22 protein-coding genes and 1 riboswitch are annotated in these 26,229 nt (G+C 71.2%); of the genes, 14 read left to right on the top strand and 8 right to left on the bottom strand.

Going from position 1 to position 26,229, the window contains the following annotated elements; translation table 11 throughout:
- Nucleotides 1-80: 80 nt before the first annotated feature.
- From mctP to MYF83_RS02885, 4 genes are all read right to left on the bottom strand, one after another.
- Nucleotides 81-1,688 carry a monocarboxylate uptake permease MctP gene (mctP, locus tag MYF83_RS02900; protein ID WP_248958562.1) on the bottom strand — a complete coding sequence of 536 codons (1,608 nt, stop codon included), beginning with the start codon at nucleotides 1,686-1,688 and terminating at the stop codon, nucleotides 81-83.
- On the bottom strand, nucleotides 1,685-1,915 hold the full coding sequence (locus MYF83_RS02895) for a DUF3311 domain-containing protein (RefSeq protein ID WP_248958561.1): 231 nt from the start codon (nucleotides 1,913-1,915) through the stop codon (nucleotides 1,685-1,687). The genes mctP and MYF83_RS02895 overlap by 4 nt, the downstream gene beginning before the upstream one ends.
- A gap of 156 nt (nucleotides 1,916-2,071) precedes the next feature.
- Nucleotides 2,072-2,629, bottom strand: coding sequence for a VOC family protein (locus tag MYF83_RS02890; protein ID WP_248958560.1), 558 nt, complete (start codon nucleotides 2,627-2,629; stop codon nucleotides 2,072-2,074).
- A 93-nt stretch (nucleotides 2,630-2,722) separates the two neighbouring features.
- Nucleotides 2,723-4,318, bottom strand: a complete 1,596-nt coding sequence (locus MYF83_RS02885) for a CocE/NonD family hydrolase (RefSeq protein WP_248958559.1) — start codon at nucleotides 4,316-4,318, stop codon at nucleotides 2,723-2,725.
- Between the two features lie 283 nt (nucleotides 4,319-4,601).
- On the opposite strand from MYF83_RS02885, the gene MYF83_RS02880 reads away from it, so the two are divergent.
- The 5 genes from MYF83_RS02880 to thyX all read left to right on the top strand — a co-directional run bounded on the left by MYF83_RS02880 (nucleotide 4,602) and on the right by thyX (nucleotide 10,666).
- Complete coding sequence (locus MYF83_RS02880) at nucleotides 4,602-6,779, top strand: anthranilate synthase component I (protein ID WP_248958558.1); 2,178 nt, start codon at nucleotides 4,602-4,604, stop codon at nucleotides 6,777-6,779.
- Between the two features lie 177 nt (nucleotides 6,780-6,956).
- On the top strand, nucleotides 6,957-8,117 hold the full coding sequence (locus tag MYF83_RS02875) for an amidohydrolase family protein (RefSeq protein ID WP_248958557.1): 1,161 nt from the start codon (nucleotides 6,957-6,959) through the stop codon (nucleotides 8,115-8,117).
- Between the two features lie 77 nt (nucleotides 8,118-8,194).
- A complete protein-coding gene (locus tag MYF83_RS02870; protein ID WP_248958556.1) occupies nucleotides 8,195-9,145 on the top strand; it encodes an ABC transporter ATP-binding protein in 951 nt (316 codons plus the stop codon).
- Complete coding sequence (locus tag MYF83_RS02865; RefSeq protein WP_248958555.1) at nucleotides 9,142-9,894, top strand: ABC transporter permease; 753 nt, start codon at nucleotides 9,142-9,144, stop codon at nucleotides 9,892-9,894. Before MYF83_RS02870 ends, MYF83_RS02865 begins: the two co-directional genes overlap by 4 nt.
- Nucleotides 9,895-9,955: 61 nt before the next feature.
- Nucleotides 9,956-10,666: an FAD-dependent thymidylate synthase gene (gene thyX / locus MYF83_RS02860; RefSeq protein WP_248958554.1), complete on the top strand. Its 711-nt coding sequence runs from the start codon at nucleotides 9,956-9,958 to the stop codon at nucleotides 10,664-10,666.
- A gap of 98 nt (nucleotides 10,667-10,764) precedes the next feature.
- Here thyX and MYF83_RS02855 read toward each other — a convergent pair whose 3' ends face one another.
- Together MYF83_RS02855 and MYF83_RS02850 are read right to left on the bottom strand one after the other, a co-directional pair.
- Nucleotides 10,765-11,070 carry a ubiquitin family protein gene (locus tag MYF83_RS02855; RefSeq protein ID WP_248958553.1) on the bottom strand — a complete coding sequence of 102 codons (306 nt, stop codon included), beginning with the start codon at nucleotides 11,068-11,070 and terminating at the stop codon, nucleotides 10,765-10,767.
- A gap of 191 nt (nucleotides 11,071-11,261) precedes the next feature.
- Complete coding sequence (locus MYF83_RS02850) at nucleotides 11,262-12,485, bottom strand: globin domain-containing protein (RefSeq protein WP_248958552.1); 1,224 nt, start codon at nucleotides 12,483-12,485, stop codon at nucleotides 11,262-11,264.
- A gap of 543 nt (nucleotides 12,486-13,028) precedes the next feature.
- Here MYF83_RS02850 and MYF83_RS02845 point away from each other — a divergent pair.
- Nucleotides 13,029-13,715 carry a gamma-glutamyl-gamma-aminobutyrate hydrolase family protein gene (locus MYF83_RS02845; protein ID WP_248958551.1) on the top strand — a complete coding sequence of 229 codons (687 nt, stop codon included), beginning with the start codon at nucleotides 13,029-13,031 and terminating at the stop codon, nucleotides 13,713-13,715.
- Nucleotides 13,716-13,760: 45 nt separating this feature from the next.
- Here MYF83_RS02845 and MYF83_RS02840 read toward each other — a convergent pair whose 3' ends face one another.
- Together MYF83_RS02840 and MYF83_RS02835 are read right to left on the bottom strand one after the other, a co-directional pair.
- Nucleotides 13,761-14,942, bottom strand: coding sequence for an acyl-CoA dehydrogenase family protein (locus MYF83_RS02840; RefSeq protein WP_248958550.1), 1,182 nt, complete (start codon nucleotides 14,940-14,942; stop codon nucleotides 13,761-13,763).
- Between the two features lie 74 nt (nucleotides 14,943-15,016).
- On the bottom strand, nucleotides 15,017-15,607 hold the full coding sequence (locus MYF83_RS02835) for a class I SAM-dependent methyltransferase (RefSeq protein ID WP_248958549.1): 591 nt from the start codon (nucleotides 15,605-15,607) through the stop codon (nucleotides 15,017-15,019).
- Between the two features lie 247 nt (nucleotides 15,608-15,854).
- Between MYF83_RS02835 and clsA the strand changes: the two genes are divergently transcribed.
- From clsA to MYF83_RS02795, 8 genes are all read left to right on the top strand, one after another.
- The gene (gene clsA, locus MYF83_RS02830; protein WP_372500078.1) at nucleotides 15,855-16,433 is read left to right on the top strand and encodes a cardiolipin synthase ClsA; all 579 of its coding nucleotides are present in this window, start codon (nucleotides 15,855-15,857) and stop codon (nucleotides 16,431-16,433) included.
- A gap of 96 nt (nucleotides 16,434-16,529) precedes the next feature.
- The gene (locus MYF83_RS02825; RefSeq protein WP_248958548.1) at nucleotides 16,530-19,031 is read left to right on the top strand and encodes a mannose-1-phosphate guanyltransferase; all 2,502 of its coding nucleotides are present in this window, start codon (nucleotides 16,530-16,532) and stop codon (nucleotides 19,029-19,031) included.
- Between the two features lie 355 nt (nucleotides 19,032-19,386).
- Nucleotides 19,387-19,890, top strand: a complete 504-nt coding sequence (locus tag MYF83_RS02820; protein ID WP_248958547.1) for an FHA domain-containing protein — start codon at nucleotides 19,387-19,389, stop codon at nucleotides 19,888-19,890.
- Between the two features lie 12 nt (nucleotides 19,891-19,902).
- On the top strand, nucleotides 19,903-20,586 hold the full coding sequence (gene ftsR / locus MYF83_RS02815) for a transcriptional regulator FtsR (protein WP_248958546.1): 684 nt from the start codon (nucleotides 19,903-19,905) through the stop codon (nucleotides 20,584-20,586).
- 130 nt (nucleotides 20,587-20,716) lie between these two features.
- A complete protein-coding gene (locus MYF83_RS02810) occupies nucleotides 20,717-21,187 on the top strand; it encodes a bifunctional nuclease family protein (RefSeq protein ID WP_248958545.1) in 471 nt (156 codons plus the stop codon).
- Nucleotides 21,188-21,333: 146 nt separating this feature from the next.
- Complete coding sequence (locus MYF83_RS02805; RefSeq protein ID WP_308201387.1) at nucleotides 21,334-21,957, top strand: MerR family transcriptional regulator; 624 nt, start codon at nucleotides 21,334-21,336, stop codon at nucleotides 21,955-21,957.
- A gap of 192 nt (nucleotides 21,958-22,149) precedes the next feature.
- Nucleotides 22,150-22,275: riboswitch (glycine riboswitch) on the top strand.
- A gap of 168 nt (nucleotides 22,276-22,443) precedes the next feature.
- Nucleotides 22,444-25,302, top strand: coding sequence for an aminomethyl-transferring glycine dehydrogenase (gcvP, locus tag MYF83_RS02800; protein WP_248958544.1), 2,859 nt, complete (start codon nucleotides 22,444-22,446; stop codon nucleotides 25,300-25,302).
- A 104-nt stretch (nucleotides 25,303-25,406) separates the two neighbouring features.
- Nucleotides 25,407-26,219 carry a tetratricopeptide repeat protein gene (locus MYF83_RS02795; protein WP_248958543.1) on the top strand — a complete coding sequence of 271 codons (813 nt, stop codon included), beginning with the start codon at nucleotides 25,407-25,409 and terminating at the stop codon, nucleotides 26,217-26,219.
- Nucleotides 26,220-26,229 lie beyond the last annotated feature (10 nt).

Genomic DNA, 26,229 nt, shown 5'->3' with positions numbered 1-26,229 from the left:
GGGACGCGTCCGCGCCCGGTGCTCTGTGAGGGAGCAGCGGCCGGGCGCGGGGCGTCAGGGACGGGACCGCGCGGGGGCGGTCAGTGGGAGCCGGTGAGCTCGACCTCGTGGACGCGGGGGTCGCCCTCGTCGGCGAAGTACTCCGACGGCCGGGTGGCGTCCTTGCCGTCGGCGAGCTTGCCGGCGCGGGCGATCAGGGTGCCGAGGACCGCGACGACGAGGTTGACCAGCAGGGCCAGGAAACCGACGTAGACCGTCATCTTGGTGTCCAGGCCGAGCTTGGCGAGCGGGAAGGCCGAACCGCCGAAGTGGGCGTGGTTGGTCGCGGGGTTGGCGACGTTGTAGAGCATCAGGATGCCCGCCGCCATGCCCGCGGTCCAGCCGGCGATCAGGCCGGCCCGGTGGAACCAGCGCGTGTACAGGCCCAGGGCGACCGACGGCAGGGTCTGCAGGATGATGACGCCGCCGATGAGCTGCAGGTCGATGGAGAACTGCGGGTCGATCAGCAGGATGACGAGCACTGCGCCGATCTTGACGACCAGCGAGGCGATCTTGCTGACCGACGCCTCCTGCGCGGCCGTGGCGTCCCGCTTGATGTACTCCTTGTAGATGTTGCGGGTGAACAGGTTGGCCGCGGCGATGGACATGATCGCGGCCGGGACCAGCGCGCCGATGCCGACGGCGGCGTAGGCCACGCCGGCGAACCAGTCGGGGAACATCTTGTCGAACAGCAGCGGCACGATCGTGTTGGCGTCCGCCTTGCCGTTGGCGGTGATGGGCTTGATCCCGGCGGCGATGGCCATGTAGCCGAGCAGCGCGATCAGGCCGAGGAGCAGGCTGTAGGCCGGCAGCGCGGACATGTTCCGCTTGATCACGCCGCGGCTGCGCGCCGCGAGGACGCCGGTGACGCTGTGCGGGTACAGGAACAGCGCCATGGCCGAGCCGAACGCCAGCGTGATGTACTGGAGCTGGTTGTTGGGGTTGAGCAGGGTGCCGTCGCCGGGAGCCGGGGTGGCGTCGAACTTGGCCTTGGCCGCATCGAAGATGGACCCCCAGCCGCCGAGCTTGGCGGGGATGTAGATGATCGCCACCAGGATGACCACGTAGATCAGCGTGTCCTTGACGAACGCGATCAGCGCGGGGGCGCGCAGTCCCGACTGGTAGGTGTAGGCGGCCAGGATCGCGAAGGCGATGATGAGCGGCAGGTCGCCGGTGACCCCCATCGTCTTCAGCACGGCCTCGATGCCGACGAGCTGCAGCGCGATGTAGGGCATCGTCGCCACCAGGCCGGTGATCGCGATCAGCAGGGCCAGGGTGGGCGAGCCGAAGCGGGCGCGGACGAAGTCCGCGGGCGTCACCATGCCGTGCACGTGCGCCACCGACCAGAGCCGGATCAGCACCAGGAACACCAGGGGATAGGTGACGATGGTGTACGGCAGGGCGAAGAACCCGGTCGCGCCCGCGCCGAAGAGCAGTGCGGGGACGGCCACGAAGGTGTAGGCCGTGTACAGGTCGCCGCCGACCAGGAACCAGGTGACCCAGGAGCCGAACTTCCGGCCGCCGAGGCCCCACTCGTCCAGGCTGGCCAGGTCGTCGGGGCGGCGCCAGCGGGCCGCGACGAACCCCATGCCGCTGACGACGAGGAACAGGATCGAGAAGACGACGATCTCGGTGATGTGCTCGCTCATCGGCCGTTCCTCCTCTTGCCCACCTGGTACACGATGGTCGTGGCGGTGACGCCGAGGATGATGAACGCCAGCTGGAGCCAGTAGAAGAGCGGGAACCCGAACAGGCGCGGCTCGTCCGCGTTGTACAGGGCGGGAATCAAGGGAATCACGATCGGCACGAGCAGCAGCCAGTTCCACGGGCTGTGATCGCTACGAGCGGGTGGCTGATCGCCGGGGGGCGTGGTCAACACACTCTCCTAGGGAGAAGAGAGGCGTGACTAGCCTGATCAGGCTAGTCATTCGGTTGTCCGGAAGCGTAATTTCGCGGTGAGATCGCGCAACTCACCAATCGCCGAACGGACTTGTCGGCGCGACGAGCGGTGAGAAATGGTCAGGGAAACCGGTCAGACGGTGCGGTCCGCGGCGGTTTTCGGCTCGTGGCGCACGGCGGAGGTCTCGCTCAGGTCGCGGGTCCAGGCGGCGAACTCCAGCAGGATGCCGTCGGGGTCCTTGAAGTAGATGGACCGGACGAACACGCCGTCGTGCATCTCGGGCGAGACGCCGAACTCGCTGTCGTCGTGGTTGAGGACGACCCCGACGTCCAGGCCCTTGGCGAGGAGCTTGTCGCGGTACTCCTCGATGCGCTCGGGCGGGACGTCGATGGCGACGTGGTTCATCGAGCCGATGGCCGACAGCAGCTCGCCGCGCTCGGGCAGCGTCCTTGGCGCCGAGACGCCGGGCACGGCCTCCGGCGCGTCGGGGAACCAGAAGAAGGCCAGCGCGTTGCCGCCGCCGCAGTCGAAGAAGAAGTGCTGGCCCCAGCCCATGGGCAGCTCGATGGTCTTGACCAGCGGCATCCCGAGGACGCCGGAGTAGAAGTCGACCGTCTGCTTCATGTCGGAGCAGACCAGCGCCAGGTGGTTGACCCCGCGCAGCTCGAACTCGGTGTTCGCCGGCTCCATGGCCCCTCCCCGGGACGGGCTTGCTTGGTAACCACTTACTTATCACACGAGGCGGGCGAGCGACGCCGCAGGCCACGGAGGTGAGGGGGAGGGTCAGCCGGGGAGGTGGGGGAGGATCACCGCGGAGGGATGCGCCGGGTCGTGGAAGATCTCCTGGTCGGCCGCCACCGCCGTATGGCCTGTGCCCAGCGGCTCGCCGGTTCCAAGGTTGCGGGCCAGCCGCGGGTAGGCCCCGCTGGCCACGTGGACCCTTATGCGGTTGCCCCGCTTGAACCGGTGGGCGATCGGCCACAGCTCCACCTCGACGCGGCGCACGCCCTCGTCGTCGGCGGGCGGCGTGCCCGGCACCAGGCGCCGCACGCCCTCGCAGACGTTGAGCGAGGAGCCGTCCGGATGGACGTCGCACACGCGGACCACCAGGTCGGTGTGCTGGGTGCTGGACCGCAGGAACACATCCGCCGTCACCGGGCCGATCAGCTCCAGGTCCTCGCCGAGCGTGTCGCCGGTGTACACGAGCACGTCGTCCCGCGCCTCGAGGCGCCGGTTGTCGCGCGGCGCGGAGTTGCCGAGCAGCGTCGGGCCGCCGACGACGGGAGTGGGCCGGGCCGGGTTGTAGCGGTAACGGTCGGGTTCGGCGTCCGCGGGGTTGTCCGGCGCGAGCCCGAACCCCGGCTGCAGGTGCCAGCGCCGCTGCTGCATGCCGGGCACGGGCCAGTCTTGGAAGTCGCGCCACTCGCCGGCGCCGGTGACGAACAGCCGGACCGGGCTCACGCGCAGGCCGGAGGTGTCGCCGAGCAGGTGGGCGCGGAACCAGGCCAGCGCGTCGAGGTTGGCCAGCCGCCCGTGCCGCACGTCGGCGTGGTGCCACGGCCCGATCGTCAGGTACGGCTGCCGCCCGGCGGCCCGCATGGCCATGTAGTCCTTCAGCTGCCAGGGCAGGAAGACGTCGTACCAGCCGCCGGTCATGGTGACCGCCGCGTCGACCTCGCCCACGGTGGCCGAGAAGTCCCTCTTCTTCCAGAAGGGCACGGCCGGGTCCGCGTGGTGGGTGAGCACCTCCTGGAAGAACGGCAGCGAGCGGCCGGCCGCCAGCAGGTCCAGCTCGCCGAGCGGCCTGCCGGACAGCACGGCCCGCTGGGTCCGGCGCGGGGCGAAGAACACGGCCGCGCCGCTGAGCGGGCCGGACATCATCGCCGTCAGCGTGCTCCAGCTCAAGGTGGCCTCCAGCGCGAAGGATCCGCCGACGTAGGCGGCGTCCCGGAACTGGGAGGCGGTCACCTGGGTCGCCATGGCCTTGAGGTCGGGGCCGGCGTAGGGGGCGATGGCCCACTGGGCGTAGCCGAGATAGCTCGGCCCGTGCATGGCGAAGCTCCCGCCGTACCACGGCTGGTCGCGCATCCACTCGACGGTCGCCAGGCCGTCGTCCTGCTCGTCCAGCGGCGACAGCTCGCCGCCCGACCCGAACCCGCCCCGGCAGCTCTGCAGGATCACCTGGAAGCCGTGGCGCGCGAAGGCCCGGCCGTAGGCGTACCCGAACAGGCCGCGCCTGCCGTAGGGGGACCGGATGAGGATGGTCGGGGGACTCTCCGCCCCGATCGGCGTGTAGCGGTCGGCCAGCAGCAGGACACCGTCGGGCATGGGGACTCGCAGATCCTTGTGGACGACCACCCTGAACGGAATCCGGCCCATGCGCGCTCCTCGCTCTAACCGGAGACGTACCCCAATTCATGTAAGCGGCGCTTTACTTCCTGGTAACATACTAGTGCTATCGAGCGGCGAACGCTGTGATGAAGGTCACACTCCCGCCTGAGGTCCACAGCGCGGCGGCCGGGCGAACAAGTGGCGGGACGCCACCGATGCCGCTAGCATTTGGGCCATGCGAACCATCTCACCTGCTCCGTGGTGGCGCCGCTTCTAGGCGGCGCGTGTTTCGCATCTTTACAGATGGCCGCCCCGGGAGGCGGCCTTCTTCATGCCCGCCCGGGGCCAATCGAAGATCGAGAAGGGCGAGGCAAGGGTGGACACGAGCGGATATACGACCGCTGGCGGCATCGAGGTCGAGGTGACGACCGCCGATGTTCCGGAGTCCGTGCTCGAGGAGGTCGTCTCCTCGCTGGGCGAGCGCCGCGGCGGCGTGCTCTCCTCCGGCATGGAGTACCCCGGCCGGTACAGCCGATGGCACCTCGCCTATGTCGACCCCGTGCTGGAGATCGTGGCCCGCGGCCGCAAGATCTCCGCTCGCGCGCTCAACGAGCGCGGCAGGGTCGTGCTGCCCGCCGTCGCCTCCTGCCTGCTCGCCGCCGGCAAGACGACCTCCGAGCCGACCCTCGACCACGTCGAGGTGCACGTCGCCGAGTCCGAGGACATCCTGCCCGAGGAGATGCGCAGCCGCCGCCCCACGGTGTTCACCGCCATCCGCGAGGTGATCGCCGCCTTCGCAGGCGAGGACGAGCACCTCGGGCTGTACGGCGCGTTCGGCTACGACCTGGCCTTCCAGTTCGAGCCGATCCGCCAGGTCCTCGACCGCGCCGCCGACCAGCGCGACCTCGTCCTGCACCTCCCCGACCGCGTCATGGTGATCGACCGCAAGCGCGAGACCAGCCGCGAGTACCTCTACGAGTTCACCGTCGACGGCGTCTCCACCCGCGGCCTGCGGCGCACCGGCGAGACGGTCCCGCTGCCCCCCGCGCCCGCCGCCCTTCCCGGCAACCCCGAGCCGGGCGGGTACGCCGCCGTCGTCGAGGCCGCCAAGCAGAAGTTCCGCCGCGGCGACCTGTTCGAGGTGGTCCCCGGCCAGGTGTTCCACGCCCCCTGCGCCGACCCCGCCGGGTTCTACCGGGGCCTGCGCCTCATCAACCCCGCCCCCTACGAGTTCCTGTTCAACCTCGGCGAGGGAGAGCACCTGGTCGGCGCCTCCCCCGAGATGTACGTCCGCGTCCAGGGCGACCGGGTCGAGACCTGCCCGATCTCGGGGACGATCGCCCGCGGCACCAACCCCGTCGAGGACGCCGACGCGATCCGCACCCTGCTCAGCTCGGTGAAGGAGGAGTCCGAGCTGACCATGTGCACCGACGTCGACCGCAACGACAAGTCGCGCGTCTGCGTCCCCGGCAGCGTCCAGGTCATCGGCCGCCGCCAGATCGAGATGTACTCCCGCCTCATCCACACCGTCGACCACATCGAGGGCCGCCTGCGCCCCGAGTTCGACGCGCTCGACGCCTTCCTCACCCACATGTGGGCCGTCACCGTCACCGGCGCGCCCAAGACCTGGGCGATGCAGTTCATCGAGGACCACGAGGCCACCTCCCGGCGCTGGTACGGCGGCGCCGTCGGCTACCTCGGCTTCGACGGCTCCATGAACACCGGCCTCACCCTGCGCACGGCCCAGATCCGCGGCGGCGTGGCGACGGTCCGCGCCGGCGCCACGCTGCTGTTCGACTCCGACCCCGCCGCCGAGGAACGCGAGACCGAGCTGAAGGCGAGCGCTCTGCTCGGGGCCCTCGCCGCCGTCGGCGCCCCCCAGGCGCGCGCCGCCCGCGCGCCGCGGGCCGAACGGCAGGGCGAGGGCATGAAGGTCCTGCTGGTGGACCACGAGGACTCCTTCGTCAACACCCTCGCCGACTACTTCCGCCAGCAGGGCGCCGACGTCGTCACGCTGCGCCACGGCTTCCCCCTGGCCATGCTGGAGGAGGTCGCGCCCGACATGGTCGTGCTCTCGCCCGGCCCCGGCTGGCCCTCCGACTTCGGGAGCGCGGCCCTCGTGGACGCCCTCTACGCGCGAGGGCTCCCCGTCTTCGGGGTCTGCCTCGGGCTGCAGGCCATGGTCGAGCAGGCGGGCGGCACCCTCTCCCTGCTGCCGCACCCCGAGCACGGCAAGCGCGGGCAGGTCGCCCGGGTGGGCGAGAGCGCCCTGCTCGACGGGCTCCCGCAGGAGTTCACCGCCGCCCGCTACCACTCCCTGCACGCCAAGCAGCCGGGGGTGAAGGGCTTCACGGTGACCGCGCTCACCCCCGACGGCGCGGTCATGGCGATCGAGGACACCGCCAACCGCCGCTTCGCCGTCCAGTTCCACCCCGAGTCCATCCTCACCACGGAGGGCGGCGCCGGGGCCCAGATCATCGCCAACGTGTTGCGGCTCTGCCGAGCTTAAGTAAAGGCAGGACAGAACTCCCGGCCGGGTGGTGGGCTCGGCCGTAGAGTCCACAGGCAGCGCGGGCCGGGGGGGGGGGGGCCCCGGGGGCGCGGGGGGCCCCCCCCCGGCCGCGGGGCCCCGCCCCCCCCGGCGGCTTTCCCGCGTCCAGGACCGACGAGCGGGGTGAGGTGGCCGATGGATCACGACGGCAGGCTGCCGGCCACCGTCCCCGACGCGGTGGCGGCCGCGCTGCTCGCCCCGCTCGTGGACCATCACTGCCATGGCGTGCGCCGCGACGAGCTCACCCGGGCGGGGTTCGAGCTCCTGATCACCGAGGCCGGCACTCCGGCGCCTCCGGGGACCACGCACTTCGACACCCCCGTCGGCACGGCGATCCGGCGGTGGTGCGCCCCCGTGCTCGGGCTGGAACCGCACGCGCCCCCGGCCGTCTACCTCGCCCGCAGGGCCGAGCTCGGCGCGCAGGAGGCCAACACGCGGCTCCTGCGCGCGGCCGGCGTCGTGGCCTTCCTCGTCGACGGCGGGCGGGGCGGCCGCGAGCTGCTGTCGGCGGCCGAGATGGGACGGCTCGGCGGCGCCGCCGCCGACGAGCTCGTCCGGCTCGAGCGCGTCGAGGAGGACGTCGCCCAGGAGGGCCTCACCGTCGTCGGCTACCTCGACGCCCTGCAGGACCGGCTCGCCGCGCGGGCGGCCAAGGCGGTCGGCCTGAAGTCGGTCATCGCCTACCGGTACGGCCTGGACTTCGCGCCCGCACGGCCGAGCCGCGGCACCGTCATCGCCGCGGCCGGCCGGCGGCTCGCCGACCCCAAGGAGCGGCTCGCCGACCCGGTGCTGCTGCGCCACCTGCTCTGGACGGCCGTCGACATCGCCCGCGAGCGGGGGCTGCCGCTGCAGTTCCACACCGGGTACGGCGATCCGGGCATCGACCTGCACCGGTCCGACCCGGCGCTGATGACCGGCTTCATCCGGGCCCTGCGACCGGTCGGGGTCCCGGTGATCCTGCTCCACTGCTACCCCTTCCACCGGCAGGCGGCCTACCTGGCCAGCGTGTTCCCCCACGTGTACGTCGACGTCGGGCTGGCGCTGACCTCCACGGCCTCGGGCTCGGCGGCGATCATCGGCGAGCTGCTGGAGCTGGTCCCGTACCACAAGCTGATGTTCAGCTCCGACTGCCACGGCGTCGCCGAGATGTGCCACCTGGGGGCCCTGTACTTCCGGCGCGGCCTGACCCGCGCCCTCGCCGCGCGGCTCGACGAGGGCGAGTGGAGCCCCGGCGACGCGGCCCGCGTGGCCCACATGATCGGGTCCGGCAACGCCCGCCGCGTGTACCGGCTGTAGGGCCCGGCATATCGTTGTGGTCTATATCGGCCGGAATCGCTAGGCACGCCGATCAACCCGCACGATAATCGCCTCTGATGGCCGCTATCGAGATCCGTAACCTGTCCAAGTCGTTCGGGGCGGTCCGGGCCGTGGACGACGTGTCCTTCACCGTCGAGGCCGGCACCGTCACCGGGTTCCTCGGCCCGAACGGGGCCGGGAAGACCACGACGCTGCGTTCCCTGCTCGGCCTGGTCACGCCCGACTCGGGCGAGGCGCTCATCAACGGCCGCGGGTACACCGATCTGGCCGCGCCGCTGTCGGAGGTCGGCGCGGTGCTGGAGGCCACGAGCTTCCACCCCGGCCGTACGGCCCGCAACCACCTGCGAGTGCTGTGCACCGCCGCGGGGCTGCCTGCGGCCCGTGCGGACCAGACGCTCGGCCAGGTGGGCCTCGCCGACGTGGCGGGCAAGCGCGTCGCCGGCTTCTCCCTGGGCATGCGCCAGCGTCTCGCCCTGGCCACCGCGCTGCTCGGCGAGCCGAAGATCCTCATCCTCGACGAACCGGCCAACGGCCTGGACCCGGCCGGGATCCAGTGGCTGCGCGGCTTCCTGCGGTTCCTCGCCGACGACCAGGGCTGCACCGTGCTGGTGTCCAGCCATGTCCTGGCCGAGGTGGAGCAGACGGTGGACGACGTCGTGATCATCGCGAAGGGTCGCCTGATCAGGCAGGGCACGCTTGCCGAGCTGACGTCCAACGGCGACCGCGGGGTCCGGGTGTCCGGACCGGAGGTCGAACGGCTGCGTCCCCGCCTGGAGGCGGCGGGCGCCACGGTGGAATGCCCGGAGAGCGGCGTGCTGCTGGTCCACGGCGCGCAGCCCGAGACGGTCGGCCAGGCGGCGCTGGACGAGCTCGTCGTGCTGTCGGAGCTGGTCAGGCAGCGGTCCGACCTCGAACAGGTCTTCCTGGAGCTCACCGGCGATCCGGCCGCGCCCCCCGGCCCGGACCCCGTCCCCGCCCTGACCGAGACCCCTGGAGGCACGTCGTGATCCGGCTGGTCAAGGCGGAGTTGCAGAAGGTGTTCACCACCCGCATGGTCTGGGGCATGCTCGCGCTCTCCCTGGGCTTCACCGCGATCGGGCTGGTCGCGCTGAGCCTGCTGTCGGGTATGCAGGGCGCGCCCCCGATCACCGACCCGGATGGTGTGAAGAACCTCTTCAGCCAGGCCGGGGTCGGGCTGGTGTTCGCCTTCGTGATCGGCACCCTCCTGATCACGGGGGAGTACCGCTTCCAGACGATCACGCACACGTTCCTGGTGACGCCGCGCCGGCAGCGGGTGGTCGCCGCCAAGCTCGTGGCCTGCGCGGGCGTGGGCCTGTTCTTCGGCGCGGCCGGCATCGCCCTCGCCTTCGCCGTCGGGGTCCCGGCGCTCCTGATCAAGGGCGGGAGCCTGTCGTTGATCGACGGGGACGTGGTGCGCCTGTGCGCCGGGGTGGTCGCCGCCATGGCCCTCTACACGATCCTCGGCCTGGCCCTCGGGTCCCTGCTGCGCAACCAGGTCGCCGCCATCGTGGTCGGCATCGGCTGGGTCTACGTCCTTGAGAACCTGCTCGTCGCCCTGCTGCCCAGCGTCGGCAAGTGGCTGCCCGGCGGGGCCGCCCAGGCGGTGTACGGGGTCTCCTCGCCGCTCGGCGGGGATTACCTGCCGGCCTGGGGAGGCGCCGCGCTGCTCGTCGGGTACGCGCTGCTCTTCGCGGTCGTGGCGTCGGCGACCACCATCCGCCGCGACATCACCTGAGTGCCCGGCGCCCGCCTCCACTACGATGTGGGCGGTCGTGAACGACGGGGGGAGCCGAGCTTTGAGATTCGAGAGCGATGTGACGGTCGAGCTGGTCAGGCACAGCGCGGCCGACTCCGATGTGGTGTGGGCCGCGCGGGTCTCCACGGCGGGGGAGCAGTCGCTGGAGGCGGTCGGCCAGGACCCTGAGCGCTCCAGGGGCCTGATCAACTACCTGATGCGCGACCGGCACGGCAGCCCGTTCGAGCACAACTCGATGACCTTCTTCATCAACGCCCCCATCCTGGTCTTCCGCGAATTCCACCGCCACAGGGTCGGCTGGTCATACAACGAGGAGAGCGGGAGATATCGGGAGCTTCAGCCCGTTTTCTATGTGCCGGGGCGGGCGCGGAAGCTCGTCCAGGAGGGCAAGCCGGGCCGCTACCAGTTCGTCGAGGGCAGCGACGACCAGCACAAGCTGGTGACCGAGGCGATGGAGCAGTCCTACCGGCAGTCCTACGCCGCCTACCAGGAGATGCTGGCGGCCGGGGTCGCCCGGGAGGTGGCGCGGGCGGTGCTGCCCGTCGGGCTGTTCTCCTCGATGTACGCCACGTGCAACGCCCGCTCGCTGATGCACTTCCTGTCCCTGCGCACCAAGGACGAGCGCGCGAACGTGCCGTCGTTCCCGCAGCGCGAGATCGAGATGGTGGCCGAGAAGATGGAGGCGATCTGGGCCGGGCTGATGCCGCTCACCCATGCCGCCTTCAACGCCGCGGGCCGCGTCGCCCCCTGACGTCCGGGCCGCGTCGCCCCCTGACGGTCCGCGCCGTGTGGCCCTGCGCTCAGGCCGGGTCGGCCGGGCGGCTTCCTGGGGTGGGCGCCGTGATCGCCTCAGAGGGCGGGCAGGACGTAGACCTCGGCGCCCGGGGGTAAGGCGCACTCGAGGCCGCCCAGGCGGCGGGCGTTCTCCCCGCACACGAACATGCTGATGTGGCGGCGGATCCCGCCGTACTCGTCGCACAGGCGTTTTTCGAGCATCGGGTGGGTGCGGCGCAGGGTGTGCAGGGCCGCGCCGAGCGTCGGGCGGCCCTCGTCGGAGTCGGCGACGGCGAAGACACGGACCTCGGTCGCCCCGCTGCCCCAGTGCCAGAAGGTGCTGGGCAGCACGAATGTCACGAGCGTGACCGGTCGGGCCATGACGGTCAGCGCACCGCCGGGGCGATGAGAAGGGCGGTGCCGACAGGGGGAGCGGGCCGCCGGGTCACGGCGGCGAGCAGGGTGCGCCGCATGATCGCCCCTTCCTTTCGCGATGCCGGGCTCGCATCGCCGGTCCCCCGGCCGGCGTGGTGGCCCGATCGATGTGGTCGGCCGCTGCGCGCGGATCGGCATCATCGTGTCACGTTGCCGGAGTGGCCGCCGGACTCCACGGGATTTGGTTGATCAGTTCGCCCGTATCGTCCCGCGATATCTGGTTGATCGCGGGAGATCGGCCGGCGCACCTCCTGTGTGGGGTCCCGGTGGATGCGTGCGAGGGGCACGCCGTCGTGCTGGAGGCGGCGCACGGTCTCGGCGACCATGGGCGAGGGCCCGCAGACGTAGACCTCGTGGTCGGCCCAGGAGTGGAAGCGCCGCACGACGTCCGGCAGCAGCCCGCGCATGCCGTCGTAGGCCGGCTGGCCGGACACCGCCGTCAGCACCCGCAGCCAGGGGTAGGTCGCCTCCATGCGGATCAGGTCGTCCAGGTCGTACAGCTCGGCGGCGGTGCGGGCCCCGTACAGCAGGTGGATGTTGGGCCGGTGGCCGGAGGCCATGACGTGCTCGATGATGGCCTTGAGCGGGGCCAGGCCGGTGCCGCCCGCGACGCAGAGGATGTCGCGGGTGGAGTCCTGCGCGGGGGGCGCCATGGTGCCGACGGGCGGGCCGAGTAGCACGGTGTCGCCGATCCGGGTGTGGGAGACCAGGGAGGTGCTGACCCAGCCGCCGCACACGGCGCGCACGTGCAGCCGGATGGTGTTGTCGGGGCGTGGCGCGTTGGCGATCGAGAAGGTGCGCCAGACCCGCGGCCAGCGGGCGACCTGCACGTTGACGTACTGCCCCGGGACGAAGGGCATGGGCGCGCCCGGGCGCAGGGTGATCACGGCGATCTCGGGCGTGCGCAGCTCGTGGTCGATCACCTCCGCCAGCCACCACGCGGGGGAGACGCCCGCGTCGCTCTCCGCGGACTCGATCATGATGTTGGCCGCGGTGGTGTAGGCGGCGACCCAGGCGGCCTCGACCTCCGAGGTCCAGGCGTCGGCGGCGAAGCGCCTGATCGTGGCCAGGAGCGCGCTGCCCACGGCGGTGTAGTGCTCGGCGAGTACGCCGTACTTGCGGTGGTCCCTGCCGAGCTGGCCCAGGTAGGAACTCAGGCTGTCCGGGCTGTCCAGGCTCCAGACGATGCGGGTCAGCGCGCCGAACAGGCGGTCGCGCTGGACGTCCATGGCGGGAGGGAACATGCACCGCAGCTGTGGGCTCTCAGCGAACAGCCGCCCGTAGAAGTAGGCGACGGCCTTGCCCATGACGGGCTCGAGGGCGGAGAAGCTCTCCTTGACGAGACGCGGATTCAACGACATTTGTTGACGCCACCCTAAATGACCGGATTCAGCATCCGATCTTGTTGTTCCACCTCCCTGACGGTCCGGGTCGCGAGCGTCCGGCGGTCCCGGCTCAACCGATCGCTCGAAATAGAGTCTTCCATTCCCTCGTGAGCCTCACAACCGTTTCACCACAAGGTGCCGTGAAAGGGAACTGTTCGTAATCGGTGCGTGATTCCACGTAATGGGCGATCGGGAGGGTGTGGAGTGGAGATGAAAGGGAATCACATTCGCCTTTATCGGCATTCCTTTTCCCTGGTCATTCCCCGTGCAACGGTCCGGCCGCCGTGAATGGCGCCGGCCCGCAGGGCCGGGAGGCCGCCCCGGCGCAGGCCCCGCGCGAGCGGGCGAGCGGGCGGACAGGTGGGACCAACGGGACGGATGGGGTGGAAGTGACGGGACTGATACCCGGATAGGTGCCATACCCGAAATGTTGTGCGCCATGATGGGTTGGCCACTGCAAATGGGCTGGGTGCCGCTGCGGTTTGGCGGTACGACCTTGCGCGAGCCCCTGGAGACCGCATGTCCCGACCACTGATCGGTATCACCACCTACTTCGACGCCGCCCGCTGGGGCACCTGGGTACGCGAGGCCATCCTCTCGCCGCCCGCCTACGCGAAGGCGGTGGACAAGGCCGGCGGCGCCCCGGTGCTGATACCGCCGCTGAGCCTGGGCGCGATCGACGGCTACGTGCGCGGCATGTCAGGGCTCATCCTGGCCGGAGGCGTCGAGGTCGACCCCGCCTCCTACGGCGAGGAGCGCGACGAGCGGGTCGAGGAGCCGCAGCCCCGCCGCGACCGGTTCGAGATCGCGCTCGCCGGCGCGGCGATCCAGGCCGGCATCCCGGTGCTCGGCGTGGCCCGTGGCATGCACATCCTGAACATCGCGCTCGGCGGCACGCTGATCCGGTGGCTGCCCGACGCGGTGCACCACGAGCGGCACGCCGCCACCACGCCGCACGTCATTCAGGTCAGCGTGTCCAGCAAGGTCGGCAAGGCCGTGGGCGACCGCATCGAGGTGGCCATGCCCCACCACCAGGCCCTCAGGCGTCTCGGCGACGGCCTGCTGGCGGTCGCCTGGGCCGACGACCAGATCATCGAGGGCGTGGAGCTCCAGGGCCACCGGTTCTGCGTGGGCGTCCAGTGGCACCCGGAGCGCGGGGAGGACAACCGCCTCGTGGACGCCCTGGTGGAGGCCGCCATGCCGTGAGGCATGGCGGGCCGGTCGCGCAGAAGCTCAGAAGCTGCGGGGACCTCAGAAGCTGCGGGGCAGGCCGAGCACCTGGGTCGCCAGATAGTTGAGCAGGAGCTCCTCGGTGACCGGTGCGACCTTGCCGATGCGGGCGTCGGCGAGCAGCCGCGCGACGGGGTACTCCAGCGAGTACGCCATCCCGCCGTGCGTCTGGAACGCGTGGTCGGCCGCCTCCCACGCGGCCTGCGAGGCCGTGAGCTTGGCGATGTTGGCCTCGGTGCCGCACGGTTCCTGCCGGTCGAACAGCCAGGCCGCCTTGTACAGCATGAGCCTGGCCAGTTCGATCTTGGCCTTGACCTGCGCGAGCGGGAAGGCGATCGCCTGGTTGGCCCCGATGGGCCGGCCGAACACCTCGCGTTCCTTGGCGTAGGAGACCGCGACCCGCAGGGCCACCTCCGCGCCGCCGAGCGCGCTGGCGGCCAGCAGGATCCGCTCGGGGTTGAGGATGTCCCACAGCACGACCGCCCCCTGGTCCACCTCGCCGACCACGCTGGTGGCCGGCACCCGCAGATCGTCCAGGAACACCATGTTCGACGGGGTGGTGTTGGCGCCCATCTTCGGGATCGGGCGGTAGGACAGCCCGCCCCTGGCCACCGCCTCGCGCACGTCGACCAGGAACACCGTCAGGCCGTTGCTGCGCGGCCTGGCCTCGGCGGCGGGGATGGTGCGGGTCACCAGCAGCATCCAGCTCGCCCGCTGGACGCCGGTGATCCAGATCTTCTGGCCGTTGATCACGTAGTCGTCTCCGTCGCGGCGGGCGGAGGTGGAGATGGCCAGCGCGTTGGAGCCCGCGTCCGGCTCGGTGAGCGCGAAGCAGGTCTCGACCTCCCCGGTGGCGAGCCTGGGCAGCAGCGCCGACTTCTGCTCGGCCGTGCCGTGGCGGGCGAGGGTCAGCGCGCCGAAGCCCGGCGTGAGCACGTAGGTGAACGCCGAGCCGCCGGCCGAGCCGGAGGCGGACAGGGTCTCGGTCGCCACGGCGAGCTCCAGCAGGCCCTGGCCGCCGCCGCCGTACTCCTCCGGCACCGCCAGGCCCAGCCAGCCGCCCTTGGCCAGCTCGGCCCACACCTCCTCCGGCCACCGCTTCTCCGCCTCGCACCGCTGCCAGTAGTCCATGTCGTACCGCGAGCAGATGCCGGCGATGCCCCGCTGGACGTCGCGGGCGCTCTCAGGAAGCGTGTAGTCCACCGTGATCACTCCAATCCCGTCGGGCCGCAATGGTAGAACAACGTTCGGTCCGGGGGCGAGGCGGGAGCGCGGTGTCAGTGGCGCGGGCGCCGCGCGTGATAGACGAAGGCCGGGGGCACGTTGCCCCAGACGGTGCGGCTCGGCACGACCTCCTCGAAGGCCTCCAGCAGGCGGCGGCGGAAGCGGATCGCGGGCGGGAGCGTACGGGCGTGCACGTAGGCGAACGTCGTGAAGGCCCCCTCCGGGGTGAGCACCTCGCTGATCGCCCCGAGCAGCCTGTCCTGGAGCGCCGCGGGGAAGGCGGCCCACGGCAGCCCGCTGACCACCACGTCGGCCTTCTCCAGGCCGTGCTTGGCCAGCAGCAGGGGCAGGTTCACCGCGTCGGCCACGATCACGTTGGCCCCCGGGTGCCGTTCGGTCAGCCGCGCGGCGAGCAGGGGGTTGATCTCGATGGCCAGATGGTGGCCCCGCCCGCCCAGACGCCGCTGGATCTCGTTGGTGAACACGCCGGTCCCCGGCCCCAGTTCGACGATGACCGGTTCGCCACGCTCGGGCACCGGTGTGGTGACGACCTTCGCCAGGCGGCGCGAGCTGGGCGCCACCGCCCCCGTGGTGCCGGGTGATCGCACGAACTGCCGGAAGAAGAGGGCTGCATCATTGGCCATGGCACTGACATTAAAGAACAAAACGGTCCGCTCGCTTCCACCGTCCGGCCGATCTCATGGTCCTCTGGAGGATGCCATCTCCACCTTGGGGAGGATGCCGTCTTCGTCCTGAATCTGGACCGTCTCGCCACCCGGCCGCACGGAGGGACCTGTGCTTTCACCATACGGCCGTGGCGAGCTCGCCCGCACCGCCGCCGGGCGCCGCGCCCCGGTAGGGTCGGCAGCAGGTTCACGAGGGGAGTCACGGGTGAAATCGGCGGAGGACCGGATCTGGACGGTTCCGAACGTGCTGAGCATGCTCCGGCTGCTCGGCGTGCCGCTCTTCCTGTGGCTGGTGCTCGGGCCCAAGGCCGACGGGTGGGCGCTCATCCTGCTCATGCTGGCGGGTTTCTCCGACTGGCTCGACGGCAAGCTGGCCAGGGCCTGGAACCAGACCAGCAGGCTCGGCCGGCTGCTCGACCCGGTCGCCGACCGCCTCTACATCCTCGCCACGCTGATCGGCCTGACCTTGCGCGAGGTCATGCCCTGGTGGCTGGCGGCCCTGATCATCGGCAGGGACGTGGTGCTGCTCCTCGGCGTGCCCGTCCTGCGCAGGCACGGCTTCGGCCCCGCGCTGCCGGTCCACTTCCTGGGCAAGGCGGCGACCGCCTGCCTGCTCTACGCCTTCCCGCTGCTGTTCCTGGCCTCCCATGAGGGCTGGTACGCCGACGTGGCCCGGATCATGGGATGGGCCTTTGCCATATGGGGAACAGGTCTGTATTGGTGGGCGGGGGCGCTGTACGTGGTTCAAGGGCGCCGGCTCATCGGAGGGGCGAGCCGGGCATGAGCGATCGCGGGGTCCGCTCCGGCGGGTCCCCGCAGGCGACTGCCCGCGCGAGCACGACCGGGCGCCCACCGTGACGAAACAGCCGGAGGGTGATCTGTGAAGGCCGTCGTGATGGCGGGCGGGGAAGGGACTCGGCTGCGGCCGATGACCGCCAACCAGCCCAAACCCCTGCTACCCGTAGTCAACCGGCCGATCATGGAGCACGTGCTCCGCCTGCTGAAGCGGCACGGCTTCACCGAGACCGTCGTCACCGTCCAGTTCCTGGCCGCCCTGGTGCGCAACTACTTCGGCGACGGCGACGAGCTCGGCATGAGCCTGCACTACGCGACCGAGGAGATCCCGCTCGGCACGGCGGGAAGCGTGAAGAACGCCGCCGACAAGCTGCGCGACGAGCGCTTCCTGGTCATCTCCGGCGACGCCCTGACCGACATCGACCTCACCGACATGATCAGGTTCCACGAGGAGAACGGCGCCCTGGTCACCATCGGCCTCAAACGGGTGCCGAACCCGCTGGAGTTCGGGATCATCATCGTCGACGAGCAGGGCAGGGTGCAGCGGTTCCTGGAGAAGCCCACCTGGGGCCAGGTGTTCTCCGACACCGTCAACACCGGCGTGTACGTCATGGAGCCGGAGGTGCTCGACGAGGTCGCCTCGGGGGTGCCCGTCGACTGGTCGGGCGATGTGTTCCCCAAGCTGCTCGCCCGCGGCGCCCCGCTGTACGGCTACGTCGCGAGCGGCTACTGGGAGGACATCGGCACCCACGAGAGCTACCTGAAGGCCCAGGCGGACGCCCTGTCGGGCCGGGTGAAGCTGGACGCCGACGGGTTCGAGCTCTCGCCGGGCGTCTGGGTGGCCGAGGGCGCCTCCGTGGACCCGGACGCGATCTTGAAGGGCCCGCTGTACATCGGCGGCTACGCCAAGGTCGAGGCCGGCGCCGAGCTCCGGGAGTACACCGTCCTTGGCGACAACGTGGTGGTCAAGGAGGGCGCGTTCCTGCACCGCGCCGTCGTCCACGACAACGTCTACATCGGGCCGAGCGCCCACCTGCGCGGCTGCGTGATCGGCAAGAACACCGACGTGATGACCGGCGCGCGCATCGAGGAGAACGCCGTCGTCGGGGACGAGTGCGTCATCGAGGCCGAGGCCTACGTCTCCTCCGGGGTCAAGATCTACCCGTTCAAGACGATCGAGGCGGGCGCGGTGGTCAACACCAGCGTGATCTGGGAGTCGCGCGGCCAGCGCAGCCTGTTCGGGCCGCGCGGGGTCTCCGGCCTGGTCAACGTCGAGATCACCCCGGAGCTGTGCGTGCGCCTGGCGAGCGCCTACGCGACCACCCTGAAGAAGGGCGCGTCGGTCATCACCTCGCGCGACTCCTCCCGGGCCGCCCGCGCGCTCAAGCGCGCGGTGATCAGCGCGCTCAACGCGAGCGCGATCAACGTGCTCGACCTGGAGGCCGCCCCGCTGCCGGTCGCCCGCTTCCACACCTCCAACGAGACCGCCTCCGGCGGCATCGCGCTGCGCACCACCCCAGGCGATCCGCAGAGCGTCGACATCATCTTCATGGACGAGAACGGCGCCGACCTGTCCCAGGGCGCGCAGCGCAAGCTCGAGCGCGTCTTCTCCCGCCAGGAGTTCCGGCGGGCCTTCCCGGGGGAGATCGCCGAGCTGAGCTTCCCCGCCAGGGCGGTCGAGGACTACACCCGCGAGCTGCTGCGCTGGATCGACATGTCCGGCGTGCGCGACGCCGAGATGAAGGTCGTCATCGACTGCGCGGGAGGCACCTCCTCGCTGGTCCTGCCCAGCCTGCTCGGCCGCGTCGGCGTGGACGTGCTGACCGTGAACAACCGCCTGGACGACGCCTCGCCGACCGAGACCCTCGCCGAGCGCCGCAGGGACCTGCAGCGCCTGGCCGAGCTCGTCGGATCCTCCAGGGCCGCGTTCGGCGTCCGGTTCGACGCGGTCGGGGAGCGCATCTCCCTGGTCGACGAGATGGGCCAGCTGATCAGCGAGGAGCGCGCGCAGCTGGTCGTCCTCGACCTCGTCGCGGCCGAGCGGCGCGGCGGGCGGGTGGCCCTTCCCGTGACCACCACCCGGGTGGCCGAGCAGGTGTGCCGGTTCCACGGCGCCCAGGTGCAGTGGACCTCGACGGCCCTGGACGCGCTCACCTCGGCGGCGGCCGACCCCGAGCTGATCTTCGCCGCCGACGGGCGCGGCGGCTTCATCGTGCCGGAGTTCGCGCCCACCGTGGACGGCCTGGCCGCCTTCCTGCGCCTGCTCGGGCTGGTCGCCCGCACCCGCCTGTCGCTCAGCCAGATCGACGCGCGCATCCCGCAGGCCAAGATGCTCAAGCGCACCGTGCCGACGCCGTGGGCCGCCAAGGGGGCGGTCATGCGGTCGGTGGTGGAGGCCGCCGACGGCCATCAGCTGGACACCACCGACGGCGTCCGGGTGGTGGAGGAGGACGGCGGCTGGGCCCTCATCCTGCCCGACCCCGCCGAGGCCGTGACCCACCTGTGGGCCGAGGGGGACGACCTGGACGTCGCCCAGAGCCTCCTCGAGCGCTGGGCCCGCGTCGTGGAGCACGCCGTCGGCACCTGATGGCGGGGACGACGTTCTGCAGTGAACCATCCGATTCCAGGCACAATCGAACGGCGCGGCGCATGGACCGGAGGGCGGGCCGGGCGGTAACTTTGGACCGGCGAGGCGAGCCGAGTCGGAAGGAACGAGGGGCGAGCGCCGTCAGGAGCACACGCGAGCCCCCGTCAGCGAGGACCCGAGCGAGCCCCATCAGCAGCATGTCCGAACCCGCGAGCCTGCACTCATCTTGACCTTTGCGACTCATCAGCGTAAGTTGCGGCATTCGCAGTCTGAGCAACCATGAGAAGCGAAGAACCGAGGCACGCCGCCCAGAGCACCGTCGCCGCGACTTCGCGGTAGGAGGCCGAGCCGATCGATGCCGAGCGTCTACTGCACGCAGTGCGGTCATGCCAATCCTGAGGACGCCCGTTTCTGCTCACGGTGCGGGTCGCCGCTGAGCCGTGTCGAGAACACGCCGGGGGACACCACTTCCACGATCTCCCTGAGCGGGATCGAGGCGATGGACGGCGAGGCGACGGGACAGACGCTCATACCCGACCGGACGGCGGTCGATCAGCTGCCTCCGGGTACGGCGCTGCTGGTCGTGATGCGCGGGCCGAACGCCGGGAGCCGCTTCCTGCTCGACAGCGATCTCACGACGGCGGGTCGCCACCCCGAGAGCGACATCTTCCTGGACGATGTGACGGTGTCGCGCAGGCACGCCGAGTTCTACCGGCGGGGCAGCTACTTCACCGCCAGGGACGTCGGCAGCCTCAACGGCACCTATGTCAACCGGGAGCGCATCGAGGAGCTTCCGCTGTCCGGCGGTGACGAGGTCCAGATCGGCAAATTCCGGCTGGTGTTCCTCACGCGTGGGTGAACAGGAGCGGTGATGAGCGCGCAGGTGGCCAGGGCGTTCATGAGCATCGGGGAGGTGCTCGAGGTTCTGCGGGCCGACTTTCCCGACGTCACCGTCTCCAAGATCCGCTTCCTGGAGGGCGAGGGGCTCATCGAGCCCCAGCGCTCTCCGTCGGGGTACCGCAAGTTCACCCATGCCGACGTTGAGCGCCTGCGCTACATCCTCACCGCCCAGCGTGACCGCTACCTGCCGCTCCGCGTGATCAAGGACCACCTGGAGACCGCCGAGCGCGACGGGCCGGGCGGCCTGACGCGGCCGCGGGCCCTTGGGGCGGACTCCCCGCCCGCCGAGGTGCGGCTCAGCCGCGCCGAGCTGCTGGAGGCCGCCGAGCTCGACGAGGAGACCCTGGTCGAGCTGGAGGACTACGGCCTGCTGACCCCGGTCGCCCGGTGGTACGACGCCGAGGCCCTCACCGTGGCCAGGGCCTCGGGAGCGCTGGCGAGGTTCGGGCTGCACCCGCGCCACCTGCGGGTGCTGAAGGCCGCCGCCGAGCGGGAGGCCGGGCTGGTCGAGCAGGCCGTCGCGCCGCTGCTGCGCCGCCGCGCCCCCGGCGCCGTCGACCGGGCCGAGGAGACCGCCCGGGAGCTCTCCGGCCTGCTCCAGGAGCTGCACACCGCCCTGGTGCGGGGTGGTCTGCGGGGCATTCTGGGCCGGTGACGGGCCGCCCGGACAATTCGCGGTGCGGGGATGTTACGTTGAATTTTGCGGCGATGGTCACGCCGCGAGCCGAGAGCCGCAAGGGAACGGGCCCGGAGCGGGCCGGCGACCCAATGAGACGGAGCAGCCTGTGTTGCAGATGGAGGTCGTGGGGGTTCGCGTTGAGATGCCCTCCAACCAGCCCATCGTCCTGCTCAAGGAGGCGAAGGGTGAGCGTTATCTGCCGATCTGGATTGGGATGACCGAGGCCACGGCCATCGCTCTGGCACAGGCAGAGGAGCCGCCTCCCCGGCCGCTCACCCACGACTTGTTCAAGGACGTGATCGAAGCTCTCGGCGTGCGGCTGCAGACGGTCAACATCGTCGCGCTGCGAGACGGGATCTTCTTCGCTGACCTGGTGTTCTCCAACGGGGTCGAGGTGAGCGCGCGCCCGTCCGACTCGATCGCGTTGGCGCTACGCACCGGTGCCAGCATCTTCGCCAGTGAGGATGTGGTGCGCGAGGCCGGCGTCATCATCCCCGACGACCAGGAGGACGAGGTCGAGAAGTTCCGGGAGTTCCTTGACACGATCACGCCCGAGGACTTCGGCCGTGCGGGTTAACCATTTCGGGCATTTACGCTTCACGACGCGCCGGGCGGGATCGTTGACTGAGCATCGCGCCGGTCCTACGGTGCAAGGGAAACCACGGTTGTAATTCACGAACCCCCAGATCAGACCGTGGGATGAGAGAAAGCCGGAGGTCCGCAGTGGCGGTCAGCAGCGGCGAGGGAAAGACGGCCGGCCAGCATGATCCGGCCCAGCGCCAGTCGGCGCGGGAGCGCGCGGGTGAGCAGGGCCTGCTGTTCGACGAGCGGCCGGCGTCGCTGCCCGCCGACGTGGGATACCGCGGCCCGACGGCGTGCTCGGCGGCCGGCATCACCTACCGGCAGCTGGACTACTGGGCGCGAACCCAGCTGGTCGAGCCGTCGGTGCGCGCGGCCCAGGGGTCGGGATCCCAGCGGCTCTACAGCTTCCGGGACATCCTGGTGCTCAAGGTGGTCAAGCGTCTCCTCGACACCGGGGTGTCGCTGCAGCAGATACGCACCGCCGTGCAGCATCTGCGTGAGCGCGGGGTCAACGACCTGGCGCAGATCACCCTGATGAGCGACGGCGTGAGCGTCTACGAGTGCACCTCGGCGGATGAGGTCATCGATCTGCTGGAGGGCGGCCAGGGCGTGTTCGGCATCGCTCTCGGCGGGGTGTGGCGCGAGGTCGAGGGATCCCTGGCGGAGCTGCCGGGGGAACGCGCGGAGCCGGCCGGTCGTGACTCCTTGGAGGACCACCCAGGTGACGAGCTGGCTCGGCGCAGGAAGGCCCGCAAGACCGGCTGACCCGGGCCGAGGTTCGGGGCGGGGCGACTCCCTCTGGTGAGGGGCGGGGACTCTTTCGTGCATATCCCTCGAGATCCGTTGCATCAGGGTAGATCGCTACATACCCCTTGGATGGGGATAAAACCCGGCAAAGGGGATCAATAGGGGAGGCCCGTACTTCGGGCGGCACGGTAGCATTACCACGAAGGCTGATGACCCTGTGCGGGAGAGACCCCGGCATGGGCTGGCTCCGCGCTCCGCGTGGCGCCGGCGAGTGACCGGGGCGCCGAAGGAGCAACCTCCCCGGAATCTCTCAGGCCCACGTACCGCACAGGTGAGGCGACTCTGGAAAGTAGGCGTGCCCGCCAGGCGTGTCTCACCGACGGTGCAAATCCCGCATATTGGGATGAAGCTCTCAGGTCGCGATGAGGATGTCGCGCTGACAGAGGGGGAGATCCGGCATACGCGCGCGTCCAGCGCCGGTCTCTATCCCTTCAGGAGGGCCTCATGACCGATCGGTCACCGCTTCGCGACCTCTTCGCACCGCCCTTCGCCACCCGGCACATCGGCCCGTCGGACGCCGACCAGGCCCGCATGCTGGAGGCCGTGGGCTACGCCTCGGTGGCCGACCTGATCGCCGTGGCGGTGCCGGAGGCGATCCGCTCGCAGGTGCCGCTCGACCTGCCCGAGCCGGCGAGCGAGGACCAGGCCATCGCCGAGCTTCGGGCGCTCGCCTCCCGCAACGCGGTGCCGACCTCCATGATCGGCCTGGGGTACCACGACACGATCACCCCGGCCGTCATCCGGCGCAACCTGCTGGAGAACCCGGGCTGGTACACCGCCTACACCCCCTACCAGCCCGAGATCTCGCAGGGGCGCCTCGAGGCCCTGCTGAACTTCCAGACCGTCGTCGCCGACCTGGCGGGGCTCGACGTCGCCGGAGCCTCCCTGCTGGACGAGGCCACGGCCGCGGCAGAGGCCATGACCCTGGCCCGGCGCGCCGGCCGCGCGAAGTCCCCGGTGTTCGTCGTGGACGCCGACACGCTCCCGCAGACCAAGGCCGTGCTGGCCACCCGCGCCGAGCCGCTCGGCATCGAGCTGGCCGAGGCGGACCTCGCCGGCGGGCTGCCCGACGGGGAGCTGTTCGGCGTCCTCGTCCAGTACCCCGGCGCCAGCGGGAGGATCAAGGACTTCCGCGCGGTCGCGGCCGAGGCCCACGAGCGTGGCGCGCTGGTCGTCGCAGCCGCCGACCTGCTCGCCCTCACGCTGGTGGAGGCCCCCGGCTCCCTGGGCGCCGACATCGCGGTCGGCTCCTCCCAGCGCTTCGGCGTGTCCTTCGGGTACGGCGGGCCGCACGCCGCCTACATGGCGGTCCGCGAGGGCCTTCAGCGGCAGCTGCCCGGGCGCCTGGTCGGGGTGTCGCAGGACGCCGACGGCCGCCCGGCCTACCGGCTGGCCCTGCAGACCCGCGAGCAGCACATCCGCCGGGAGAAGGCCACCAGCAACATCTGCACGGCGCAGGTGCTCCTCGCCGTCATCGCCGGCATGTACGCCGTCTACCACGGCCCCGAGGGGCTGAAGCGCATCGCCCAGCGCGCGCACCGGCACGCCGCGGTGCTCGCCGCCGGGCTGCGCGGCGGGGGCGTCGAGATCGTCCATGACGACTTCTTCGACACCGTGCTCGCCCGGGTCCCCGGCCGGGCCGCCGAGGTCGTCGCGGCCGCCCTGGGCAATGGCGTCAACCTGCGGCTCGCCGACGCCGACCATGTGGGCGTGAGCTGCGACGAGAAGACCACCGGCGAGCATCTGCGCGCCGTCTGGGAGGCGTTCGGCCTCACCGGCGTCGTCCTGGAGGACCTCGACACCGCGACCTCCGACGCGCTGCCGGCCGAGCTGCTCCGCACCACCGACTTCCTCACCCATCCGGTGTTCCACTCCCACCGCTCCGAGACGGCGATGCTGCGCTACCTGCGCAAGCTGCAGGACAAGGACATCGCGCTGGACCGGTCGATGATCCCGCTGGGCTCGTGCACGATGAAGCTCAACGCCACGACCGAGATGGAGCCGATCACCTGGCCGGAGTTCGCCGGCATCCACCCCTACGCGCCCGCCGATCAGGCCGAGGGCTACCGGTCGCTGATCGAGGACCTGGAGCGGTGGCTGGCCGAGGTCACCGGCTATGACGCGGTCTCCCTGCAGCCCAACGCGGGATCGCAGGGCGAGTTCGCCGGACTGCTGGCGATCCGCGCCTACCACCGGGCCGGCGGCGACCACGAGCGCGACGTCTGCCTCATCCCCTCCTCCGCCCACGGCACCAACGCCGCCAGCGCCGTCATGGCCGGCATGCGGGTGGTCGTGGTGGCCTGCGACCAGGACGGCAACGTCGACGTCGCCGACCTCACCGCCAAGATCGAGAAGCATCGTGACCGGCTCGCGGCCATCATGGTGACCTACCCCTCCACGCACGGGGTGTACGAGGAGACGATCACCGCGATCTGCGAGCAGGTGCACGCGGCCGGCGGCCAGGTGTACGTGGACGGCGCCAACCTCAACGCGCTCGTCGGGCTCGCCAAGCCGGGGGACTTCGGCGCCGACGTCTCCCACCTCAACCTGCACAAGACCTTCTGCATCCCGCACGGCGGCGGCGGTCCCGGCGTGGGCCCGGTGGCGGTCCGCGCCCACCTGGCGCCCTACCTGCCCGGGCATCCGATGCAGGACGGCCCGGTGGGCCCGGTCTCGGCCGCGCCGTACGGCTCGGCCGGCATCCTGCCGATCTCCTGGGCCTACGTGCGGATGATGGGCGCGCAGGGCCTCAAGGCGGCCACCGAGCAGGCGATCCTGTCGGCGAACTACCTGGCCCGCCGGCTCGCCCCGCACTACCCCGTCCTGTACACCGGCCGCGAGGGCCTGGTCGCCCACGAGTGCATCATCGACCTGCGCCAGATCACCAAGGAGACCGGCGTCACGGTCGACGACGTCGCCAAGCGGCTCGTCGACTACGGCTTCCACGCGCCCACCATGTCGTTCCCGGTGGCCGGCACCCTGATGATCGAGCCGACCGAGAGCGAGGACCTCGCCGAGCTCGACCGGTTCTGCGACGCGATGATCGCCATCCGGGCGGAGATCGCCAAGGTCGCCTCGGGCGAGTACGACGGGACCGACAACCCGCTGCGCAACGCCCCGCACACGGCCGCCTGCCTGCTGGCCGACGACTGGAAGCACCCCTACACCCGCACCGAGGCGGCCTACCCGGTGCCGGCGCTGCGCGACGACAAGTACTGGTCGCCGGTGCGCCGCATCGACCAGGCGTACGGCGACCGCAACCTCGTCTGCTCCTGCCCTCCGCTGGAGGCGTACGAAGACTAGGCGACGACCTCCGGAACCCCGTCTGGATCGGCATAATATGTCGCGCGCGACGGCGCGCCCGCGTCGCGAGGCCCGGGGAGTTCTGATGCGGAGAAGAGGTCCCGATGGCGGCGCACGAGGTCGAGTCCGGGCGGCGGATCGACGACGCGCGAAGGCTCGCCGAGAGCGGTGAGCTCGAGGCGGCCGCCGAGATCTTCGCCGATCTCGCGGCCGACGAGCGGGAGGCCGACCGCGCCCAGGCGGCGGTCGGCCTGGCCCTGGTGCTGGAGCGGCGCGGCGACGTCGCCGGGGCCAGGGCCGCGGCCCGCACCGCCCTGGCCACCGGCCACCCCGAGTACGCCGCCCAGGCGGCCTGCCACCTGGCGCGCGGGTTCGAGGACGAAGGCATGACCGACCAGGCGCGTGCCGCCTGGCAGGCCGTGATCGGGGTCGGCACCCCGGCCTACCTGCCCGCCGCCCACCTGGCGCTGGCGCGCATCGCCGCAGGGCAGGGCGACGACAGCGAGGCGGAGGCGTCCCTGCGGGCCGCCCTCGCCACCCGCGACCCCAAGGCGGGCTCCCTGGCGGCGCAGCGCCTGGCCGAGTACCTCCTGGACGTGGGGGAGCCGGGGGAGGCCGCCGACGTGCTCATCGACGCTCTCGAGCTGCCGGAGGTGGCCGATCCCGGCAGGTTGCGCGTGCTGCTCGGCATCGCCCATCTCGACATGGCGTGCGGGGAGTTCGCCGTGGCCGCCGAGGGCGGAGGGGACACCGACGGCGCCGCGCTCGCCATCGAGCTGCTGGCCCGCACGCTGCCCCTGCGGGGGCGCGACGCCGACGCCGAGGCGGTGTGGGCGTACGGGCTCGGCCATCCCGACGAGAGCGTGGCCGAGCAGGTCCGCCTGCGCCTGCGCCGCGACGATGACCCGCCAGGTTGACCTTGACGTA

The sequence above is a fragment of the Sphaerisporangium perillae genome, from assembly GCF_023276435.1.
GTDB classification, from domain to species: Bacteria; Actinomycetota; Actinomycetes; order Streptosporangiales; family Streptosporangiaceae; genus Sphaerisporangium; species Sphaerisporangium perillae.
This window is presented reverse-complemented; position numbering and strand designations above follow the sequence as displayed.

Bases quoted from the DNA above. Each gene is read 5' to 3' on its own strand.
- MYF83_RS02855 (WP_248958553.1), bottom strand. From the start codon at position 11,070: ATGGCCCGACCGGTCACGCTCGTGACATTCGTGCTGCCCAGCACCTTC.
- mctP (WP_248958562.1), bottom strand. From the start codon at position 1,688: ATGAGCGAGCACATCACCGAGATCGTCGTCTTCTCGATCCTGTTCCTC.
- MYF83_RS02850 (WP_248958552.1), bottom strand. From the start codon at position 12,485: ATGTCGTTGAATCCGCGTCTCGTCAAGGAGAGCTTCTCCGCCCTCGAG.
- MYF83_RS02835 (WP_248958549.1), bottom strand. From the start codon at position 15,607: ATGGCCAATGATGCAGCCCTCTTCTTCCGGCAGTTCGTGCGATCACCC.
- MYF83_RS02820 (WP_248958547.1), top strand. From the start codon at position 19,387: ATGCCGAGCGTCTACTGCACGCAGTGCGGTCATGCCAATCCTGAGGAC.
- MYF83_RS02875 (WP_248958557.1), top strand. From the start codon at position 6,957: ATGGATCACGACGGCAGGCTGCCGGCCACCGTCCCCGACGCGGTGGCG.
- MYF83_RS02890 (WP_248958560.1), bottom strand. From the start codon at position 2,629: ATGGAGCCGGCGAACACCGAGTTCGAGCTGCGCGGGGTCAACCACCTG.
- MYF83_RS02870 (WP_248958556.1), top strand. From the start codon at position 8,195: ATGGCCGCTATCGAGATCCGTAACCTGTCCAAGTCGTTCGGGGCGGTC.
- MYF83_RS02795 (WP_248958543.1), top strand. From the start codon at position 25,407: ATGGCGGCGCACGAGGTCGAGTCCGGGCGGCGGATCGACGACGCGCGA.
- MYF83_RS02880 (WP_248958558.1), top strand. From the start codon at position 4,602: ATGCCCGCCCGGGGCCAATCGAAGATCGAGAAGGGCGAGGCAAGGGTG.
- ftsR (WP_248958546.1), top strand. From the start codon at position 19,903: ATGAGCGCGCAGGTGGCCAGGGCGTTCATGAGCATCGGGGAGGTGCTC.
- gcvP (WP_248958544.1), top strand. From the start codon at position 22,444: ATGACCGATCGGTCACCGCTTCGCGACCTCTTCGCACCGCCCTTCGCC.
- MYF83_RS02845 (WP_248958551.1), top strand. From the start codon at position 13,029: ATGTCCCGACCACTGATCGGTATCACCACCTACTTCGACGCCGCCCGC.
- MYF83_RS02885 (WP_248958559.1), bottom strand. From the start codon at position 4,318: ATGGGCCGGATTCCGTTCAGGGTGGTCGTCCACAAGGATCTGCGAGTC.